This is a genomic window from Texcoconibacillus texcoconensis, assembly GCF_014202575.1.
Classification (GTDB): Bacteria; Bacillota; Bacilli; order Bacillales; family Salisediminibacteriaceae; genus Texcoconibacillus; species Texcoconibacillus texcoconensis.
Map to the genome: position 1 here is coordinate 370,997 of NZ_JACHHB010000002.1, position 20,577 is coordinate 391,573.

At 39.2% G+C, this 20,577-nt stretch carries 15 protein-coding genes and 1 pseudogene; 4 read left to right on the forward strand and 12 right to left on the reverse strand.

What is annotated here, in order from left to right; all coding sequences use genetic code 11:
- Positions 1 to 36 precede the first annotated feature (36 nt).
- The 6 genes and pseudogenes from HNQ41_RS03680 to HNQ41_RS03700 form a co-directional block, all read right to left on the reverse strand.
- A complete protein-coding gene (locus HNQ41_RS03680; protein WP_184663054.1) occupies positions 37 to 1,230 on the reverse strand; it encodes an NAD(P)/FAD-dependent oxidoreductase in 1,194 nt (397 codons plus the stop codon).
- Positions 1,231 to 1,608: 378 nt separating this feature from the next.
- Entirely contained in the window at positions 1,609 to 3,291 is a 1,683-nt protein-coding gene (locus HNQ41_RS03685) for a SulP family inorganic anion transporter (RefSeq protein WP_184663055.1), read from the reverse strand.
- Positions 3,292 to 3,674: 383 nt separating this feature from the next.
- Positions 3,675 to 3,851 (reverse strand): annotated as a pseudogene (locus HNQ41_RS16600) (Fic family protein); the annotation flags it as partial.
- Between the two features lie 689 nt (positions 3,852 to 4,540).
- Positions 4,541 to 5,035 (reverse strand): hypothetical protein, encoded by a 495-nt coding sequence (locus HNQ41_RS03690; protein ID WP_184663056.1) that lies wholly within the window; start codon positions 5,033 to 5,035, stop codon positions 4,541 to 4,543.
- 800 nt (positions 5,036 to 5,835) lie between these two features.
- Positions 5,836 to 6,576, reverse strand: a complete 741-nt coding sequence (locus HNQ41_RS03695; protein WP_184663057.1) for a Fic family protein — start codon at positions 6,574 to 6,576, stop codon at positions 5,836 to 5,838.
- A 264-nt stretch (positions 6,577 to 6,840) separates the two neighbouring features.
- Entirely contained in the window at positions 6,841 to 8,820 is a 1,980-nt protein-coding gene (locus tag HNQ41_RS03700) for a DEAD/DEAH box helicase (protein WP_246421472.1), read from the reverse strand.
- Positions 8,821 to 8,928: 108 nt separating this feature from the next.
- Here HNQ41_RS03700 and HNQ41_RS03705 point away from each other — a divergent pair, with 108 nt between their 5' ends.
- Positions 8,929 to 9,225: a hypothetical protein gene (locus HNQ41_RS03705; RefSeq protein WP_184663058.1), complete on the forward strand. Its 297-nt coding sequence runs from the start codon at positions 8,929 to 8,931 to the stop codon at positions 9,223 to 9,225.
- A gap of 500 nt (positions 9,226 to 9,725) precedes the next feature.
- Here HNQ41_RS03705 and groL read toward each other — a convergent pair whose 3' ends face one another.
- Both groL and groES read right to left on the reverse strand, forming a co-directional pair.
- A complete protein-coding gene (gene groL / locus HNQ41_RS03710; RefSeq protein WP_184663059.1) occupies positions 9,726 to 11,366 on the reverse strand; it encodes a chaperonin GroEL in 1,641 nt (546 codons plus the stop codon).
- A gap of 58 nt (positions 11,367 to 11,424) precedes the next feature.
- Entirely contained in the window at positions 11,425 to 11,709 is a 285-nt protein-coding gene (gene groES, locus HNQ41_RS03715) for a co-chaperone GroES (protein ID WP_184663060.1), read from the reverse strand.
- Between the two features lie 441 nt (positions 11,710 to 12,150).
- Between groES and HNQ41_RS03720 the strand changes: the two genes are divergently transcribed.
- Both HNQ41_RS03720 and HNQ41_RS03725 read left to right on the forward strand, forming a co-directional pair.
- A complete protein-coding gene (locus HNQ41_RS03720) occupies positions 12,151 to 12,882 on the forward strand; it encodes a CPBP family intramembrane glutamic endopeptidase (protein ID WP_184663061.1) in 732 nt (243 codons plus the stop codon).
- Complete coding sequence (locus tag HNQ41_RS03725; protein WP_184663062.1) at positions 12,879 to 13,067, forward strand: DUF4305 domain-containing protein; 189 nt, start codon at positions 12,879 to 12,881, stop codon at positions 13,065 to 13,067. Before HNQ41_RS03720 ends, HNQ41_RS03725 begins: the two co-directional genes overlap by 4 nt.
- 72 nt (positions 13,068 to 13,139) lie before the next feature.
- On the opposite strand, the gene HNQ41_RS03730 is transcribed toward HNQ41_RS03725, so the two are convergent.
- The 3 genes from HNQ41_RS03730 to moaC form a co-directional block, all read right to left on the reverse strand.
- The gene (locus HNQ41_RS03730) at positions 13,140 to 14,552 is read right to left on the reverse strand and encodes an MDR family MFS transporter (RefSeq protein ID WP_184663063.1); all 1,413 of its coding nucleotides are present in this window, start codon (positions 14,550 to 14,552) and stop codon (positions 13,140 to 13,142) included.
- A gap of 136 nt (positions 14,553 to 14,688) precedes the next feature.
- The gene (locus tag HNQ41_RS03735; protein WP_184663064.1) at positions 14,689 to 15,324 is read right to left on the reverse strand and encodes a redox-sensing transcriptional repressor Rex; all 636 of its coding nucleotides are present in this window, start codon (positions 15,322 to 15,324) and stop codon (positions 14,689 to 14,691) included.
- A gap of 103 nt (positions 15,325 to 15,427) precedes the next feature.
- A complete protein-coding gene (gene moaC, locus HNQ41_RS03740; RefSeq protein WP_184663065.1) occupies positions 15,428 to 15,916 on the reverse strand; it encodes a cyclic pyranopterin monophosphate synthase MoaC in 489 nt (162 codons plus the stop codon).
- 162 nt (positions 15,917 to 16,078) lie between these two features.
- Between moaC and HNQ41_RS03745 the strand changes: the two genes are divergently transcribed.
- The gene (locus tag HNQ41_RS03745) at positions 16,079 to 18,034 is read left to right on the forward strand and encodes an ABC-F family ATP-binding cassette domain-containing protein (protein WP_184663066.1); all 1,956 of its coding nucleotides are present in this window, start codon (positions 16,079 to 16,081) and stop codon (positions 18,032 to 18,034) included.
- 38 nt (positions 18,035 to 18,072) lie between these two features.
- Here the strand turns inward: HNQ41_RS03745 and HNQ41_RS03750 are convergent, their stop codons facing one another.
- Positions 18,073 to 20,343 (reverse strand): hypothetical protein, encoded by a 2,271-nt coding sequence (locus HNQ41_RS03750; protein ID WP_184663067.1) that lies wholly within the window; start codon positions 20,341 to 20,343, stop codon positions 18,073 to 18,075.
- Between the last annotated feature and the right edge of the window lie 234 nt (positions 20,344 to 20,577).

Consider the following 20,577-nt stretch of genomic DNA (forward strand, 5'->3'; position numbering starts at 1 on the left):
CCTTACTATAGTATAAAAGGGTTGGCTCACCGTCAGTTACATAACCCCTTTTAACATGCCATTCCAGTAAATAATCGGAAGAAAGTCTTTCTTTAAGTGATACATACTTTGACGTTCTTTCGCCTGATTAAACGGCATCGATTCTGTTGGTACTTTATAATAATCGAATTCGGCTAAAATTAACGAACGGTATCCAGTAACGATTGGACAAGAACTATATCCGTCATAAGAGGCTTCCATGGGAGCACCCTTTAAATGTGATATGATGTTATTTGCCACCACAGGTGCTTGTTTTCGAATCGCTGCTCCTGTTTTGGAAGTAGGCAGATTGCTGGCATCACCCAAGCCAAAGACATTGTCATATTTCGCATGTTGAAGAGTGTGTTTGTGTACATCCACCCAACCTTCTTCACTAGCTAGTGGACTGTCGGCTAGAAAAGATGGTGCCTTCATCGGCGGAGTGACATGCATCATGTCAAAGGAGGTTGTAAAAACCTCACCTGTATCTAGATTTTCAAACACCGCTTCTTTCTTGTCCCCTCTGACTTCAGTCAAGTTTGTTCTGAAGTTCGTTTTTATCCGTTTACGGTCGATTACTTTTTCAAGTGCCCTCTTATATTCTTCTACGTCAAAGATTCCTGGATTTGCAGAACACAACGTGACTTCCGTATTCTCGCGTACACCATGAAGGTTAAAAGCATCCTCCGCTAAATACATGATTTTTTGCGGAGCGCCTCCGCACTTAACCGGGGAATTAGGATGGGTGAAAACAGCCTTTCCGCCTTTAAAATTACGTATTGTCTCCCAAGTGTAATCTACATGCTCATACGAATAGTTGCTGCATACACCATTTTTCCCGAGCGTCTCTTTCAAGCCTTTTATCCCATCCCAATTAATTTCAATACCAGGAGCTACGACCAAATAGTCATAACTAACTGTTTGACCGTCATCTACTCGTACTTCATTGTTATCAGGATCAAATTCAACGACAGCTTGTTGAATGTGGTGAGCACCAAATGGTATGACTGATTTCATATCCCTTTTTGAGGCCTCTTTCTTTGCTGCACCACCTCCAACGAGCGTCCAAAGCGGTTGGTAAAAATGATTCATAGCCGGATCAATTAAAGCAATGTCATGTTTAAAAGAACTTGATTGACGCAACAATCGTGATGCAACGCTAATTCCAGCACTGCCTGCACCAATGATTAAAATTTTAAAATGTGATTTCATTACCGTTTCCTCCTCACAATATTATTTTAACGGTTCCCACTGTTCCCAAAGTGCTAACTATGTTTATAAGTCCATAATAGTGTCAATTTTGTGAACGTACCATCGGTGAATTCCCTTATTTGTATACGCTTTCATTTAAGAGAGGCGTTTTTTAGAAGGCTCTTTTCGTAAACTTTGTTGTTTTTGATAAAATCGGAGGAAAGATAGGTGGCGAAATGTGGCGTCACGTTCACTTTCTCGGTCGCTCCGGACATTGATTCCGTTATTTACTTAAATTTAGAAAACTGCCTTTCATAAAAAGTCTGTACTAAAAAACCACTCTCCAAATCTTTATAAAGACTTGGAGAGTGGTTTAATTTTGCATTCTAATCTTGTAGCTCAGATTTCTCTTTGTTTTTTCTCTTCAATTGAAGTTATTGCATGATCAATTGTTACATAATGAAACGGTTGATCCCATCTTTCATTCCAACCAGCTTTTTCAAACTTCTCGAGGACTCCCTCTTTAAGGTCGGCAAATACAATCGAGATTCCAGCAGTTTGGGACTCTTCAATGATCTCTTCCATGCTGTGAAGAGCTGTAGCATCAATATAATTGACACCTCTGAAATCCAGGATAACGCGGTCGCCATCTTTTAAGTCTACCAATATATTTCTTAACTTTTCTTCTAGATACGGAGCATTGGCAAAATACAAAGAGGAATCAACCCTAACAATGACTGTACCCGGCTTAACTTTCGCTTGAGGTTGTACACGCAGGTCTTCATATTGCTTACTTTTCTCAGAAAAACCTAACTTAGTAATGTAAGGAAACGCACTTTTACCTATCAAAATAATTAATGAAAAAGCAATCCCTATCAATATCCCTTCTTCTATCCCTAATAATAAAGTTGCTGTAAAGGTAGTCAGCCATACCCAGCCGTCTATGCGACTCACCTTGAATAAGTTTTTCATTTCTTTAATATCAATCAAACCGTATACTGCAACTAATATGATTGCCGCTAAAACTGGGTTAGGTAAAAAATAAAAAACATCTGTAAAAAACAATAAAGATAGGATGATAATACCGGCACTGATCATACTGGCCAGTGGTGTTTTTGCTCCTGACTGGTAGTTAACAGCAGACCTCGAAAATCCTCCGGTAACAGGATAAGCTGAAAAAAATGATCCACCTATATTCGCAGTACCTAAAGCAATTAATTCTTTATTAGGCACAATTTTGTATTTCTCCTTTGCTGCTATTGCTTTGGCCATGGCAATTGACTCCATAAACCCAATGAGCGAAATGGTCACGGCTATAGGCAATAATGTCAGTATTAAATCGAAACTTATATTTGGAACTGAAAATACAGGCAACCCATCAGGCACTTCGCCTACTATGTTCACTCCTGCTTCATTTAACTGGAATATATTCACAATTAAAATCATGAGAAAAACAACAATGAGAGGGGCTGGTATTTTGGGTGATACTTTCTTTATAAGGAGGAGAAGCAAAATACTTACAGTTCCTATTAAAAAGCTGATCGGATGAATATCTCCTATTCGCTGAATTGCTTCAATGAACGTTAATACGGCATTTCCCTCTCCGCTAAAACTGATGCCAAATAAATGGTCCAATTGACTGACGCCAATAATAATAGCGGCTGCAGAGGTGAAACCGCTAATAACGGCATGTGAAATAAATTGAACAATAAACCCGAGTTTAAATATCCCCATTAATAATTGTATGACACCGATCATCAGCATGAGAAGAATAACTAAACTGATATATTCCTCTGTCCCAGGTTCAGCTATCGTCGATACGCCCGTGAGGACAAGAAGAGAAACCATAGCTACAGGACCTACTGATAATTGACGAGAAGTGCCTAACAATGCATAAAGAATTAAAGGGATTGTCGAAGCATATAAACCAACAACAGGAGGTAGTCCTGCGAGCATAGCATAGGCCATACCTTGAGGAATTAACATGATAGCAACGATAAGGCCCGCTTGGAAGTCTCCTGCAAGATCATCCTTCCTATAGTTTGATAACCATTCCGCTGCTGGTACAAAGCGTTTTAACATTCTTCCTATCCCCTTTAATCAGTCAAATCATTACTAAAAATTCGTCTAATTTAGTTGAACATCTCAGCAAGTTAAAGCTAATATACAGGTACTTTAATGTTTGCTTCTGTTAAGGATCACGTTAGAAACAGCCAAGATTAACACAGCTTAAACAAAAATAAAGCGCCAGAGACCACACCCCCACCCTGTGGGTAACGATCTTTAATTAACAATTTTATTTAACAACTTATATAATAAATGAAATATTAAGAAAGATGACATAGGGTGATCCCCTTATTTTCAGGTACGGCCTCCTATCTGACTCCACATTCTTTGTGATACAGGAGAACCGCCTCTTAAGTTGTCTGTTAAATACAAAAAGAGTAGCCCGTTTTAGAGCTACTCTCTGCCAAGTGAATCGCATCCCGGTGATTAATAACTTCCAAGTGTTCACGTAGCGTTCTTCCACCAACAGTAATTCCTTCTAGAACTACCTTCGTTTCGTTGATCGTTAACGTGTTTCCTTCAATTGCATTTGTATTATATGTCCATTCGAGAAATACCTTTTCACGTAGACTCTTTTGGTAAGCAAACTACAGGCGGACGCTTTCCCAAAGGCTTGTCTTCAGCTAACTCCGGCTCGATAATACTCGCCGGAGTTGGTGGACCTTCAGACGGCGCTAATCCTTAGGGAATCGCCGTCTTCCATTCCAATCATTATCCTTAAATACAAACATTTAATGCGAAATACACTCTGGCGTTCATTAAATCAGCTCAGAAACGCGAATGAGAAACCGCTTCCAATACCGTAAAGAAAACGATTATATAAAATCACGTGTAGGTATCGCCTACTAATAATACTTTTATACTACTTTCGTATTGAAATAAATCGTTTGTTGAAAAAGGAAATGAGATATGGAAACACTCCTCTCTTCCACTAAAGCATCCCTATCTGTCATTTCAAAATATGAATTAGAGTCTTAAAATCACAAAAAATTATAAGTAAAGGATATGTTGTAAACATTAACATCTCTTTTTTACTAACCTGCGACATTAAACCCATTGTTTCAAAAAGTCCCCTAATGATGAAGTTCTTTGCTGCACAGTATAACGTCTACTGTTAATAGGGAAAAGCGTAAATCTTATTCAGCTATTGTGCTCGTATAATTATTGTAGTGATTTATTACAAATAAAAAATCCTTACACGAAAGAATGAGAAAGGACGGAAGAGATGGTCACATTGCTGGCCATCTCTGCCTTGTTAATAATATTAATTCATTCGTTTATCAAACTTTCGCTTCGGCTTAAATCCTTCTTCAAGTAAATATTGCTTCGCTTCATTATACGATGGAAACGTTCCGTCTAGTTTTTCACCTGCATAGACGTTCCACATGTCACCTTCAAAAATGATAGTAAGCTTATGCCCTTCTTTGTCCATCCATATTTCATCAATATTTTGAAGAGTTTCCTCTACTTCACTAACTGCGTTTGATTGCAGAGAGTCAATTGAGCGTTCAATGATCGAACGTAATTCTTCTTCTGAAAAATCACGGATATTAACCATCCCTTTAGGATCTTTTTTCGGTACTTTAAGTGTTGCAGCATAAACAAACCCATTTCCGTTTGGATGCAAATGGTATACGACATTTTTTTTATCACTGTCGCCTCCCACATAATGAAAATTAACACGATTTAGCGATACATCGCGGCGTTCTAATTCTGGGAAAGACTCGATAATTGCAAGTTTTTGATCAAATGTAAGCATAGTTCCTCCAAATAATTCTAATTTAATAATTCATTATATCATTAGTAGATATTAACAAAAAATACACTTACCTGCACATTCAACTAATTTTCAGATGCGCCTAGTAGTGGGCTTCCCGCGAAAGAAACGAAGTTATGAAACGATGGCTTCTTATTGGTGCAAAAAGCATTACTACCAGTACCTCTTCTGTAGTAAGGCTTTATCTTTGTTGCGCAGTATTTAGACTACTACGCAATACAAGAATTACTCAACCTGCCCCTTATACGAAGAACTGTGATTGTAAATCATCAGGTAACTGTTATTAATAATGCATTACCTCTTAATATAAGCAAAATGAAAAAGACTTCTCAGAAGTTTAATCAACTAATGAGAAGCCTCTTTTATATACCTGATGTTAGCAAAATGTGAGCATTGCACTCTCACCTTACTTACAAATTCTTATATTGGAATGGGGATAAAGCGGATCTCGGACTAAAAGCGCAACGCGATGCGCTCAAGTGCGAATGACTAACATCCTGGATTAAGGAACTTAGGCTAAACCCGCAACGTCCTGTTGCAACGCCTAAGCCACCACTTCCATGTGGAAGTTACATCATGCCGCCCCTATGGTGAGAGTGTGTAATACCTTACACGCTGTGTGCGTAGAGTGCGGTATATCAAGGTTTTATTAAATCTTTTCTGTAACATCTTTAACGTGAATTGACCGTTTTGTACTTGATTACGTTAGCAAAATGTGAGCAACGCAGATAAAATGATGTAGACGTATATATCCTAAGCTGACAATTTTACTATATATTTTATTAAGTGTTTTTATTTATTGTACTTAAATATAGGTTTAATGAATCTTCTACTTCGGTTGTTACTAACTTAATAAAGTCATCATATTCTTTTTGTGTATGCGCTTTGTCTAATGCTTCGTAATAAGCTAAGCGATTATCGACTTTAATGACAACCGGCGGAAAACCATCTTTCATGAGTTCTAAATTTAATAACAAACGTGATGTCCGACCATTCCCATCAATAAATGGGTGAATTCCAACAAAAATAGCATGTAACATAGCTCCACGAGCGACAGGATGCATTTTTTTCGTTTCTGATTGCTCATACCATGCCATCAACTTCTCCATCTCTTCTTTTATGAGGAAAGGAGCTGGCGGTATATGTTTAGCACCAGAGATAAATACTTGCTGATCTCGATATACACCAGCGTATTCATCATCAATTCCTTTTAGCACTAGTCGATGTAGATTCTTAATTTGCCACTCTGACAAAGGTTCACCCTTTTGTACAATCTCCTCTACAAAGTGAATCGCATCACGATGATTAATAACTTCCAAGTGCTCACGTAGCGTTTTTCCACCAACAGTAATCCCTTCTAGAACTACCTTCGTTTCGTTGATCGTTAACGTGTTTCCTTCAATCGCATTTGTATTATACGTCCATTCGAGTAATACCTTTTCACGTAGACTTTTGACTGTATATTTCGGTAATGGTCGGTTCGCATCTAGTAGAGCTTTTTTTTGATTAATTTGTTCGAACATTGGCTTCTCCTCTCTCACTCAAACATACTTAGATTGAGAATACCGTGCTCCTCTGAATACACCTTCTAAATCAATTTTAACCAAAACATCTGGTAAAGAGTATACATTTACTCATTTACTCTAATCTATTTCCGCAGTTTCAGTAATATCTGAAATCTTCGAAAAACTGTTTTTAGTGTAGATGTTCACTTACTTTATAGAGTGTTACCAAGGGCATACAGTAGAGTCTTATATTATTTAAATCATTTGTCTTACTTCAAACGACTAGAATAATTGAACTTGTTGGCTTTTTTCTTTGTTTTCATCATCTAGGCTATAACCAATATTTTTATATCCTTTTAATCGCTTTTCAAACATTTTCTGCAAAACATCAACATTTGAATCTACATAATCAAACACTTTCACTTCTTTTTTATCACTATGATTGCGGTGAAGCCGTCCTACATACTGTTGTAATGTTCCTTTCCAAGAGATTGGCATAGTTAGAAAGAGTGTATCTAATCTTGAGTCATCAAACCCTTCTCCAACATATTTTCCTGTTGCAATTAACAACCTTTCCTCACTATCAGGTAATTTCATTAATTTTTTTAGTGCCTGTTGCCGATCTTTTTTCTTCATAGCTCCTGATAATACAATGATGTTTTTGGCATGTCCCTTGAAAAGAGCATATAGCTCATTTACATGGTCTAAACGTTCCGTCAACACTATAGGCGATCGTCTTTCATCTAAAGCTTGTAGAACATCATTAAAAATCATTTCGTTTCGTTCTTTATTGGTGGATAATAAAGAATATATAGCTTGTATATCCGTTTCCTCCGTTTTCATTAATGTTTCTCTTTTAACAAGGATTTGTTTAAACGGGCGAATATTAGCTTGCTGTTTATTATTCGTTTTATATCTTATAGGTCCACATTGCATAAATATTATTGGGTGCAACCCATCTTTCCTAACTGGCGTAGCTGTTAAACCATACACTTTTTTTGCTCGAACGGCTCTTAATACCTTTTCGAAGCTAACAGCAGAAATGTGGTGACATTCATCTACGATAATTTGCCCGTAATGCTGTAACTCAGGTTTTATTAAACCATTACGATTAAGAGTTTGAATTGTAGATATATCTAAGTTACCGGTTGGTTTATTTTTCCCACCACCAATTTGACCAATTTCTTTTACTGGGATGTTTAAAAAAGTTGATAATCTCTCTTTCCATTGTTCAACTAATTGTTTTCGATGCACAATGATGAGTGTATTGGTTTCACTTCTACTAATTAATGATGCAGCTGTCACCGTTTTTCCAAATCCAGTATCTGCTGCTAATACTCCTGTGTCATAATTAGCCATAGAAGTAACTGCTTCCTCTTGTTGGATCGTAAGTTGACCATGAAACTTAGCATCAATGGACTTTCCTACGAATTGGTTGTTTATTATTTTAAGAGGGATTTTATATTCAGTGAAAATTTCCTCCACTTTTTCCAATAGACCTCTTGGTAGTATAAGCATATTGTCCTCAACCTGTGCACAATCAATCATTCTAGGAATTCGATAAGTGGAAAAACGCTTTGCTTGCGCCTTGAAAAACTCCGGGTTTCCAAACGTTGCAAGTTTGTGTAATTCATTTAGAATCATACTTGGTAATAAAGTCTTAGGAATTTGAATACCCTCATTTAATTCGATCGTAACTTCTTCGGGAAAATTAATATTCTCAACTTTCTCTTTTACCTTAATAGAGCTTTCTTCCTCAGAAAAGTTTGTCACTATTTGTAAAATGATTTTTTCAGGTATCTTTTTTATCTCCGATAGATATTTCCATTGATTCGGATATTCTTGCAATGAATCATTTACAAACACACTATTCCCTTTCATTTTTGCTTGCTTCTGTAATGGGAGAGCGATTAAATTGCCAAGACCACCTTTAGGTAATAGACCTTGGTTAGGGAACATTCTATCAAAGGAATCCATTCCAACTTCAAAGCGTTTTTCACTTGTTTTCGATAATAGAACCATCCCTAACTTTCTGGCTAACGAAGCACTTATTGCCTTTTCAAAAAAGAACCAAATATGAGCCCCTTCCCCTGATCGGGAACGTTCAATGTGATATGGTAAATCTAAGTTTTTACAGGTTTCAATAAATGCACGTACATCATCTTGCCATTGTTTTTTATCAAAGTCCACTGCCAGAAAATAACACGTATTATCTTCAAGTAACGGATATCTGCCTACAGTTTTTTTGCCACTTAAAGCCAAGATAGCGTCTGTTTAATAGTATACTCCTGTTTTTAACTCCGTTTAGAGTAATTTTAATTGTGAAAATAAAGTAAGAAAGTTAGGCTTATTATAAGGAGAGTGTTTCATATGGGAAAGAAAAAAAGGAAAAATAAAAAAAGATTTAACGAAACAGAAGACTTCGGTACTTGTGTATTATATTGTAAAGAATGTAATTATGAATTTGAGGTGGATTGGGAAACAATTTTTGAAATACAAGAATGTACTCATGGATATGTAGGGTTTCACCTAAATGATGTATTCATTGATTGTCCTAAATGTCATGTAACTATTTCGGATAAGTTCGAGGATGATAACATTCTTACAGATAGCAAGAAATCAAACCAAAATATAACACTAAAAGATAATGGCGAGTTACCATTTTAGAATGTATATATACCAACATTGCTATAAATAATACATCGACGTTCCATATATTATATCATGCATTACTTCCAGTCACCGCTTTGGCAGGATGGTCTTTTATTTTTTCCACGTAACGTCTAAGAAATAAAAAAGAAGCTTCCCAAAAGTTCAGCGAACTCATGAGAAGCCTCCGTTAAAATCCTCAATGTGAGCAAAATGTGAGCATTACACTCTCACCTTACTAACAAATCCTTATATTGCAATGGGGATAGAGCGGATCTCGGACTAGGGAAACGCGATGCTCTCTAGTCCGGGTGACCAACTTCCTGGATTAAGGAACTTAGGCTAAAACCGCAACGTCCTGTTGCAACGCCTAAGCCACCACATCCATGTGGAAGTTGTCCAGCTCAGCGCCTACGAGCTCGGGGTCACTTCAGGCCTTTTCTGAAGCCAAAAAGCGGCTTCTATCAAAGTCCTTCCAGTGCCCGTCGCTCGTGATCAAGGCGCTTGCGCTTTTCTTATTACATCATGCCGCCCATTCCGCCCATGCCGCCCATGTCAGGCATGCCGCCGCCTGCTGCGCCGCCATCTTCATCAGGCTGGTCAGCGATCACTGCTTCTGTTGTTAAGAACATAGCAGATACACTTGCTGCATTTTGAAGTGCTGAACGAGTAACTTTTGTTGGGTCAACGATACCAGCTTGCACCATGTTTACCCACTCGCCTGATGCTGCGTTGAAGCCGTTTCCTACTTCTTCGCCTTTCAAACGCTCAACAATGATCGAACCTTCAAGTCCAGCGTTGTGTGAAATTTGACGGATTGGCTCTTCAAGTGCACGAACAACGATGTTCACACCTGTTGCTTCATCATCAGCTGCTTCAACGGCTTTCGCTGCATTGATGACGTTCACAAGTGCCGTACCACCACCGGATACGATACCTTCTTCAACTGCTGCACGCGTAGAGTTCAATGCGTCTTCGATACGAAGCTTGCGCTCTTTCATTTCCGTTTCAGTCGCCGCGCCGACTTTCACAACAGCTACGCCGCCTGCAAGTTTTGCAAGACGCTCTTGAAGTTTTTCACGATCAAAATCAGATGTTGACTCTTCAATTTGACTGCGAATTTGGCTTACACGGTTAGAGATTGCCGCTGCGTCTCCGCTTCCTTCAACGATTGTTGTGTTGTCTTTTGTAACAACAACTTTACCTGCGCGACCAAGTTGTGTAATGTTCGCAGATTTTAAGTCGTGTCCAAGATCTTCAGTGATCACTTCTCCGCCAGTAAGTGTTGCAACGTCTTCAAGCATTGCTTTACGACGGTCACCAAATCCAGGAGCTTTAACAGCTACTGCGTTGAATGTACCGCGAAGTTTGTTCACAACAAGTGTCGCCAATGCTTCGCCTTCAACATCTTCAGCGATGATAAGAACTGGCTTGCTTTGCTGAACAACTTGCTCAAGAACAGGAAGTACTTCTTGAATGTTAGAGATTTTTTTATCAGTGATCAAAATGTACGGATCTTCAAGAACCGCTTCCATTTTGTCAGAGTCAGTTACCATGTATGGAGATGCATAGCCACGGTCGAATTGCATACCTTCTACGACTTCTAGCTCTGTATCGAATCCTTTAGATTCTTCCACAGTGATAACGCCGTCGTTACCTACGCGTTCCATCGCTTCAGCAATTAAACCGCCTACTTCATCGTCAGCCGCAGAGATTGATGCAACTTGTGCAATAGATTCACGGCTTTCGATAGGCTCAGAGATCTTTTTCAACTCTTCAACTGCTGCGTTTGTCGCTTTTTCAATACCGCGACGGATACCCATTGGGTTCGCACCAGATGTTACGTTTTTCAAACCTTCAGAAATCATCGATTGTGCAAGTACTGTCGCTGTTGTTGTACCGTCACCAGCGATGTCATTTGTTTTGCTTGCAACTTCAGAAACGAGTTGCGCACCCATATTTTCAAAGTTGTCTTCTAGTTCGATTTCCTTTGCGATTGTAACACCATCATTTGTGATGAGTGGAGAACCAAACTTTTTCTCAAGAACAACGTTACGTCCTTTTGGTCCTAGTGTTACTTTTACCGTATCTGCAAGTGCATCAACACCGTCTTTCATCGAACGACGTGCTTCTTCGCTAAACTTGATATCCTTTGCCATGTTCATCAACCTCCTGTTTGAATTGTATGTAGCCGAAAATGGCTAAGGTTTACTTAAATTAACCGATAACCGCTAGAACGTCGCTTTCACGAAGAACCAAGTAATCATTACCTTCGTACTTCACTTCTGTTCCTGCGTATTTTGAGAAAATAATCGCGTCGCCTTCTTTTACTTCTGGTGCTACGCGTTCACCTTGGTCAGTGAGACGACCAGAGCCTACAGCAACAACTTTACCTTCTTGTGGCTTTTCCTTTGCGGAGTCTGGAAGAACAATACCGCTTGTTGTTGTCTCTTCCTGTTCAACCAATTCAATCACTAAACGATCTCCAAGTGGTTTTAACATCAAAAAAACCTCCTTTAAGTAATCAATATCAAATGCGCTTCATCGATAAACGTTACGTTTAGTCGGTAGCGCATACATTAAAAAGTCATTGTTAGCACTCGGTGGTAACGAGTGCTAATACATTTATAATCATAATGATTTTTGGGCTGTTTTTCAACCCCTTTACTTTAGAATTTTTCTATGAAGGTCGTTTGCGGACACGATGTTGTTTATTCCCTTTTTATTATTTGGTAAACCTTCATTTTTTGTTATATCTTTTAATGTTCCCATCCTACTATCGACAGCGCTTTAATTTTTATACTCAATCCTTGATCATTTTTTCATATCGTTTTATTCATTGTAACCATACGAACTATGATACAATAATAACGGTGTGACGATCCTGCATATTGTTAAAGGGTATACGAACGATAAGAAAGATAAATAAAGGGGACATGATCTTTGTCTAAACGATATTGGTTGATTATTTTAACGTTTATATTCATGCAGTTATCACCGATTGTCATTGCACCAATCATTAGCATGCTTGGACTTGCTAATACGATGCAAGAGCTTGAAGGCTTGTCTATTTTTACTGCCTTTACGCTAGGGTTCCTCATAATGGTTTGGTTGCTAATGCCGACAATCAAGGAAAGACATCAAATTGAAGGCCGAGCTAGCACTGGTCAAACTGCGCTTTGGTCCTTCCTCGGAATTTTTATCGCCTTCGGTGCACAATATGTGGCAATCCTTATTCAAATGACAGCATTAGGGATTGAACCAGGCTCAGAAAACACCGATATGATCGTTGAAATGGCGATCGCGGCTCCGCTTCTTATTATTGCTGTTGCAGTGATCGGACCAATTGTTGAAGAAATCGTCTTCCGCCAAGTCATTTTCGGTTCACTTTATCAACGTTTTGGATTTTGGATTTCAGCTGCGATTAGTGCACTCATCTTTGCTGTTATTCATATGGATTTTGAGCACTTACTCGTTTATTTTGCAATGGGTGTGGCATTTTCCTTTCTCTATGTCAAAACAAAACGAATTATTGTACCAATTATTGCACACGTCGGGATCAATTCATTCGTTATGCTCGTACAAGTCGTATTCCGCGACCATATAGAAGACCTTGAAAAACAATTAGATCAATTAGAAGAAATGCAAGCCTTTATTGGAGGTTTCTTTTTATGAATCAATCACCTAAATCTTGGGGATTTTTATACTTTTTCATCGGTTCACTCTTTCTCTTCCTAGCAATCCAGCAAAATTCCCGTACCGACGGTTGGGATATATTAACGATCGTTCTAATGGCTGTTGCTACGATGGATTATTTCATTTCGATTCGATTTTTCCGGTCAGGTCGAAAGAAAAAGTAACAAAAAATGCTGTGCTACATGGGTAAAACCATGATTGGCACAGCATTTTTTCAAATCTCATCACCCACATTGTTAGTTGACTCCTTCTGTTAACGCCTCTTTCGTCTTTCTGCCAAGCAACCAGCCTGCTGGAATCGATAAAAATGTGAGTACAGCTACTAAAATGAATCCTTCTTGAATCGCTTGTAAACTCGCCTCTTCGATACTACCATTTGTCAACATGACATGTGCACGGCGCACTTCAAAATAAACAGAAATAAACACAATACCAAGTGCTGAACTCATTTGTCGAAATACGTTGTTTATCGCAGAACCTCTTGAGACAAATTTTTCCGGAATCGCATTCATACCAGCTGTCGTTGCCGGTATTTGACTAAGTCCCATACCAAGACCTCGCATGGCATTTAAAGCAAAAATCACCCAAAGAGCCGTTTGCATACTAATAAACCCAAATAACAATGTACCAACCGTCATAATGACAAGGCCCGATGTTACAACCAATGTGGGGCCTTTACGGTCAAGAATACGCCCTCCGACAGTCATGCCTAAACCAGTGAGTAGCGCAGCTGGTAAAAAGATGAGACCTGTAACAATCGCATCGTAGCCATATACTGTTTGAATAAGAAGAGGAATTAAAAATATTCCTGCAAACAAACTGACCGAACTGGTTACTCCTACCCACACACTGACACTATAAGCAGAGACTTTAAAAATCGATAAATCGAGAAGAGGCTGTTCTTTTCGATGTTCAATTTTGATAAAGATATAAAGGCTGATGCCCCCTATCAAAATAAGGATGATATTCAATGGGTCTTGTAAATGGGCTAGTTCTGATATCCGACCGAGGCTGACTAAAATCGCTCCGACTCCTATTGTTACTGAGACGAATCCACTTAAGTCAAAACGAAGTTCACCTTCACTCGCTGGTGATTTTAAAACGATGGCTGAAAAAATAATACCTAAAATGCCAGTAGGGATATTACATAAAAATAGCCATTGCCACGAGCCCATCTCTACAATCGTTCCACCCAGTGTTGGTCCAATCGTCGGTGCCATCATCGCAGCGATTCCCCATACACCTGTCGCCAAACCTCGCTCCTCACGAGGGAACACTTCAAATATCAAAGCCATCGACAGCGGCATCATAAAACCGCCACCGATCCCTTGTAAACCACGAAATGCAATTAACGATGGTAAGTTCCATGAAAATGAGCCAAGAAGTGAACCGATCACAAATAACGATAGACCGCCAATAAACAATTGTTTTTTCCCGATTTTATCCCCTAGGTACCCGGTTAAGGGCATTGTCACCCCCATCATAACCATAAAAATCGTGATTACCCATCCTGTAGATACAGCATCTGCGTCGAAAACTTCCATAAAGTGAGGGATGGCGGGGTTAAGCATACTGTTGTTTAAAATAACTGTAAACGTTCCAAATAATACTGAAATGACAACAAGCCACTTATGTGGTATTCGTTTCATGATTCGACCTTCTCCAATCCTTCGTCTATCGAAGTAATGACATCCCCAATATATCACGTCTTCCATTTGTATGCATGGTTCCATAACGAAAGCTGACCCTTTTCATAAGAGTCAGCCTTCGTTATCTTAATGCGTGTTAGAGAGGATAATGACGTAAGAAATAAATGAGAGATTGTAGCTCTACAGATAAATCAATATGGTGAATTCTCACATCGTCTGGCACAGACAAACGCGCTGGTGTGAAGTTCAATATCCCTTTGATACCTGCATCACATATTTGATCGGCAATACTTTGGGCGGCATTTGAAGGAACCGTTAAAATAGCTGCTTCAATACCTTGGCTAATCTTTTCTTTAAATTGATCCAAATGATAAACCGGTACGTCACTAATCACTTCACCAATTTTGTTTTCATCTACATCAAATGCCATAACGATTTTCGTGTTATTACTTTTTGTAAAATTATAGTTTAGAAATGCGGTTCCTAAATTACCAACACCAACAAGTGCTACTTTGGTAAGTTCATCGTGATCAAGCGTATCCCGAAAGAAGGAAAGCAAATAATTGACGTTATATCCATATCCTTTTTTTCCCAACGCCCCAAAATATGAGAAATCACGTCGGATTGTGGCTGAATCAACTTTGATAGCTTCGCTCAATTCAGACGAAGATACGCGGTGCTTGCCTGATGCATACAAGCTTTCGAGAAAACGATGATATAAAGGCAAACGCTTGGCAGTTGCTTGAGGGATCTTCGTTTGATCAATATCCATAACTCGCCTCCAAATCTACGCACATGTTTATCTCCCCAAAATAAAGACACACACGTTTTGTTAATCATCCACCACTTCGATTTATGATTGAAGTGGTACCCCTTTATGTCGTTCTTTGAAAGTCCCCACTTTTTCCGCCTGTTTTTTCAACTAAGTAGGTAGGACCTATGATCATCCCTTTATCGATTGCTTTACACATATCATACACAGTAAGTGCTGTTGCAGATGCTGCTGTTAGCGCCTCCATTTCGACGCCTGTATGACCTTTCGTTTTCACCGTCGCATCGATCTGCAATTCATAGTCTCCCTCTTGATGTTCGTCCCATTCAAACGTGACATCAACACCTGTTAAATTAAGTGGATGACACATTGGAATCCACTGAGATGTATTTTTCGCTGCCATAACACCAGCAACTTGCGCAACACTAAGTACGTCTCCCTTACCGATTTTCCCCTCTTGTACACGCTCATAAATTTCCTTATTCACACGAATACTTGAGTGAGCAACGGCTGTACGTGTGGACGTTTGCTTGTCCGACACATCAACCATCTTCGCCCGCCCTTGATCATTAAAATGGGTAAACGATGCCACAAATCTCTCTCCCTTCTTCTCTAATTTTTATTGTACAACACCTTTTACAAAATTGTCATGCATCTTTATCAATAGATGAAAAGTTGCTAGGTTTCGACATTGTCATGTACACTTTATTAAGGACAATGATAATGATGAACGTCAAAATGTGAAGGTGAAAATATGATCTTATTACAATGCGTACAGTTAAATAAATCGTTCGGTGTTGAACCCATTTTATCGAATGTGAAATTAGAAGTCCAAACAGGTGAACGAACTGCACTCGTCGGACGTAATGGTACAGGAAAATCAACACTTTTAAAAATCATCACAGGAGAACTCCCTTATGATTCAGGTGAAATCATCAAACCGAAAGACGTCACAATTGGTTACTTATCACAAAATACAGGCCTTGAATCAACAAAGTCAATTTGGGACGAGATGATGAGTGTATTTTCACACCTTCGTAAAATGGAGTCGGACTTAAGAAATATGGAAAAGAAAATGAGCGATCCGCAATCATTTGAAAGCAACGAAGCTTACGAAAAGCTACTTGCTGATTATGATCAACTTCAAGTTCGTTTCAATGATGAAGGTGGATACCAATATGAAGCTGATATCCGCAGCGTGTTATCTGGTCTTCATTTCGATGATCGTGATTACGATACCCCCATCAATACATTAAGTGGTGGACAAAAAACCCGCCTTGCACTCGGGAAACTGCTTTTAACAAAACCTGACCTACTGATTCTCGACGAGCCCACCAACCACTTAGACATTGAAACACTCACTTGGTTGGAGAATTATTTAAACAATTACAGTGGAGCGATCTTACTCGTCTCTCACGACCGCTATTTTCTCGATAAAATTGTCGACAACGTTTATGAGCTTTCACGAACAAAAACGACAAAGTTCACGGGAAACTATTCAACATACCTTGAAAAGAAAGCAAAACAATACGAGCAAGAAATGAAGCGTTTTGAAAAACATCAAGAGGAAGTCAAACGTTTAGAAGATTTCGTACAAAAAAACATTGCACGTGCATCAACGAGTAAACGTGCCCAAAGTCGACGCAAACAATTAGAAAAAATGGAGACGATCGATCGCCCTGAAGGTGATCTCGCTTCAGCAAAATTCCAATTTGATATTAAAAAACAAAGTGGAAACGACGTACTTTCTATCGAAAAGGCAGCACTCGGTTACGGTGATGAAACAATTCTCCAAGACGTGAACTTACACCTCAACCGTGGGGAAAGTGTCGCTTTGATTGGACCGAATGGAATCGGAAAAACTTCTCTTCTTAAAGCGATCAATGGAAACCTTTCCTTGAAAGAAGGGAACATTCGTTACGGAAGCAATGTCACAATCGGTTATTACGACCAAGAACAGACGAACCTCCGCTCAAATAAAGATGTGCTTCATGAATTATGGGATGATTATCCACTCACACCTGAAAAGGATATCCGCACGGTCCTCGGTAACTTCTTGTTTAGCGGAGAAGATGTATTAAAATCGGTCCAAGACTTAAGTGGCGGTGAAAAGGCACGCCTTGCGCTTGCAAAACTGATGATGAAAAAAGCGAATTTGTTAATTTTGGACGAGCCGACCAACCATTTAGACTTGGATAGTAAAGAGGTACTCGAATCCGCACTAATCGAATACCCTGGGACGATTTTATTCGTTTCTCACGACCGTTACTTCATTAATCGCATGGCCTCACGCATCGCTGAAGTTTCTCCACAAGGAATTGATGATTATTTAGGCGATTACGATTATTATGTCGCAAAAAAGTGGGAAAATGCGGAACGTGAAAGATTGAAGTTAGAAGAAGAAATGGGACATGAAGCGAAAGGAAATAGCAAAAAGAAACCTCACGAACAAGATGCTAAACAAGCGTTTGAACAAGACAAAGCAGCAAAACGTAAAGAACGTCAGCGCAAACGAAAGATTGAAGATTTAGAGGCCAATATCGAGGAAAAGGAAACGCATATCTCTGAATTAGAAAATCAATTACTCGACCCTGACGTTTATCAAGACCATGAACGTGCCGCTTCTGTTAACGAACAATTAGAGAAACTACGTCATGAAGTAGATGACCTTTTTATCGAATGGGAGCAATTACAAACTGAAGATGAATAATCAAAAGCACAAAAACACAACCTTCCGACCGTCTCGGTTTAGGAGGTTGTGTTTTTTATTACACCCGTTTCCTCAATGTCCACGCGTAACTTCCAAACATAATGAACATTTAAAGTGATAAACATTGAAGTCGATGCTGCGACAACCCCTGAATCGTTCAAAAAAAGCAAGGCAATCGATGCAACAATCGCTGCCTGAATCATTCTCGTTTGTAAATGGTCATTTTTTTGTTTCCTTTGCTTCCATACCGACCAACCAATCAAGACGTATGTTGTCACAAACAACTGCGTCCAATGCGAATATTGAAAGATCCTGACATTTACAGCTAACTTCCGTTTGATAATATCAAAGATTGACGCAAAATCACCGGAAAACAATCGATGAAAAGCTTCAGATACGTGTGTAGACGAAGACGTCATCGTATTCAACAAGTATAAAAGAAAGAACGCACCTATAAATAAGACGCTAGATACAATCAACAGTTGCGGTTTCTTATCCCGATTTGTAAACCTGTATAAAATGTACGTACTCATGACAGCCGCCGACAACGAAGCACCCGCATTTGCACCGAACGGACTTGCCGCTAATAAAATGACTTGAGTTGTCAAAGTCACACCAACAATCAACGTTTTGCTAAGCTTCGCACCTTCCCTTTGAAGAATCGGGAACAGCATAAACCAACCGCTCACAATAAACACACCTGCTAACTCATTTCCAATCCCGTAATACCTCGCCCCGATAATCGGATCATAACCGAGAAACGATTGCCTGATGAGTACGCCACCAATAAGCAGATCGATCGTTAAGGCAAGAAAAGATAAAAAGCAAACAGAGATGACCGGGTGTTTCGTAAACGTGACAACAAGCCACGATGTAAGTAAACTGACGAGAAGAATCAAGATAAAATACACCATCATTGAAACATGACTCACAATCGGTCCTGTGACTAAAAACCAAAACGGCGAACTCGAAGCAGCTGCAAGCATATATGTCATTAACCTTTGCCAAAATATCGAGCGCGGTCGAAGCCACATCAAAATGCGTACAGCAATTAAACTCACAACAAGCACGCTAATATAGAGCGATAACACACTCCCTCTCTCTTTAAAAACAGTAAACATATGCTCACGATCTTCTTTCATCACTTCATAATTAATGGTTGATACAGCTTCAGTCGATAACGGTTTTCCCGTGACCATCTCTGGAGGTGCTACATCATACCAATCATAAAGCGTCGCTGCAATATCACGATTACTAACAAGATCATCTCGCCTGGTCGTCGACGAATAAATGGACAATACCTCGTCACGCGCCTCCCCCCAATACCAAAGAGGCGCCAACTGCTCACCATTTTGATAAGCCTCCCCATGCATCATCGGAGACAAAAAAAGCACCCGTAAATGATCGGTATCAATCAATCTTGATAATATCGAAACAAGACGTTCCTCTTCATCCACAAGCCGCTGTTCAAAGTGTGAATCATTCATATCCGCCTTTTGTTCAAACAAACGATGAAAATCTCCCCATTCTATAACGTACAGTCCATCCGTACCCTCATCATTGGCTTGTGAGATTTGCTCATTTAACCATTCCATCACAAGATCTTCATTCATTTGTTGACCAAATGAAGCATGGACAGCATCATTGTCCACAGTCCCGTCGAAAGAACCTTCCGCTTCACCATTCTTATCCACAATAAATAAAGACCCATAACGGATCTCTTCCTCACTCGTATCACTATGACCTGTCACTGCCGTGTTTACGCCTGATGTTTGCAGACGCTCCCCTAGTTCACCCACAGGTGCCCGATAGTTCGTTGCGGCATTTTTACCCATTAATGCATCGATATGTGGATGAATGAGGGGCTTGGTAGGCGAACGACCTGTCCATTGCTGATAAACGTGAGATGCTCGTTGATTTTCGATCAGCTCATCTTGTTGAAAACCATTCCACCCTTTGACACCGACAGCTAAACTTCCCGAGCTTAACGAGACCATACTATTTAAATAAGAATATTCCCCATCAGGGCGCGTGTTAACCGCTACCGTCCCGCCCTTTTGCCAAATTGAATCGCTCTTTTCCTGACTCACTAAAGCATCTAACTCTTGAAACGAAAAACTAGGAACGAGAAAAAGAACCGTTTGTATCGTGTCATTATCCACATCTTCTTCTCCATTTGCAAAAGCATTCAGTGGATGAAACATAGAAAGAACCACAATTGTTAATAATAAATAGACAATGAAGATATATTTTGCACTTGATTTCAAGCCTCTTGTTGATAAATAGGTAAAATTTTCTGACATATCCACACTATCCACACCTTTATCCACATAAAAAAGCGATAATTCCGTGGTTTATGAAGGTTATTCACAAAAACCCCGAGTTATCCACAATTTTATTGTTAACAACTTTTAGTCCATGAAATTAGCATTTACATGATTTATCCCCATTATCCACAGATTCTGAATAAAAATTGTGCACAAGAACAAGAATTCCCCTTTTTCGACTTTTCTTTCGACAAATGATAAAAAAATCTGCTTTTC

Coding starts and splice junctions, on each gene's coding strand:
- HNQ41_RS03725 (WP_184663062.1), top strand. CDS start 12,879: ATGAATCAATCACCTAAATCTTGGGGATTTTTATACTTTTTCATCGGT.
- HNQ41_RS03705 (WP_184663058.1), top strand. CDS start 8,929: ATGGGAAAGAAAAAAAGGAAAAATAAAAAAAGATTTAACGAAACAGAA.
- groES (WP_184663060.1), bottom strand. CDS start 11,709: ATGTTAAAACCACTTGGAGATCGTTTAGTGATTGAATTGGTTGAACAG.
- HNQ41_RS03680 (WP_184663054.1), bottom strand. CDS start 1,230: ATGAAATCACATTTTAAAATTTTAATCATTGGTGCAGGCAGTGCTGGA.
- groL (WP_184663059.1), bottom strand. CDS start 11,366: ATGGCAAAGGATATCAAGTTTAGCGAAGAAGCACGTCGTTCGATGAAA.
- HNQ41_RS03695 (WP_184663057.1), bottom strand. CDS start 6,576: ATGTTCGAACAAATTAATCAAAAAAAAGCTCTACTAGATGCGAACCGA.
- HNQ41_RS03730 (WP_184663063.1), bottom strand. CDS start 14,552: ATGAAACGAATACCACATAAGTGGCTTGTTGTCATTTCAGTATTATTT.
- HNQ41_RS03690 (WP_184663056.1), bottom strand. CDS start 5,035: ATGCTTACATTTGATCAAAAACTTGCAATTATCGAGTCTTTCCCAGAA.
- HNQ41_RS03735 (WP_184663064.1), bottom strand. CDS start 15,324: ATGGATATTGATCAAACGAAGATCCCTCAAGCAACTGCCAAGCGTTTG.
- HNQ41_RS03745 (WP_184663066.1), top strand. CDS start 16,079: ATGATCTTATTACAATGCGTACAGTTAAATAAATCGTTCGGTGTTGAA.
- HNQ41_RS03685 (WP_184663055.1), bottom strand. CDS start 3,291: ATGTTAAAACGCTTTGTACCAGCAGCGGAATGGTTATCAAACTATAGG.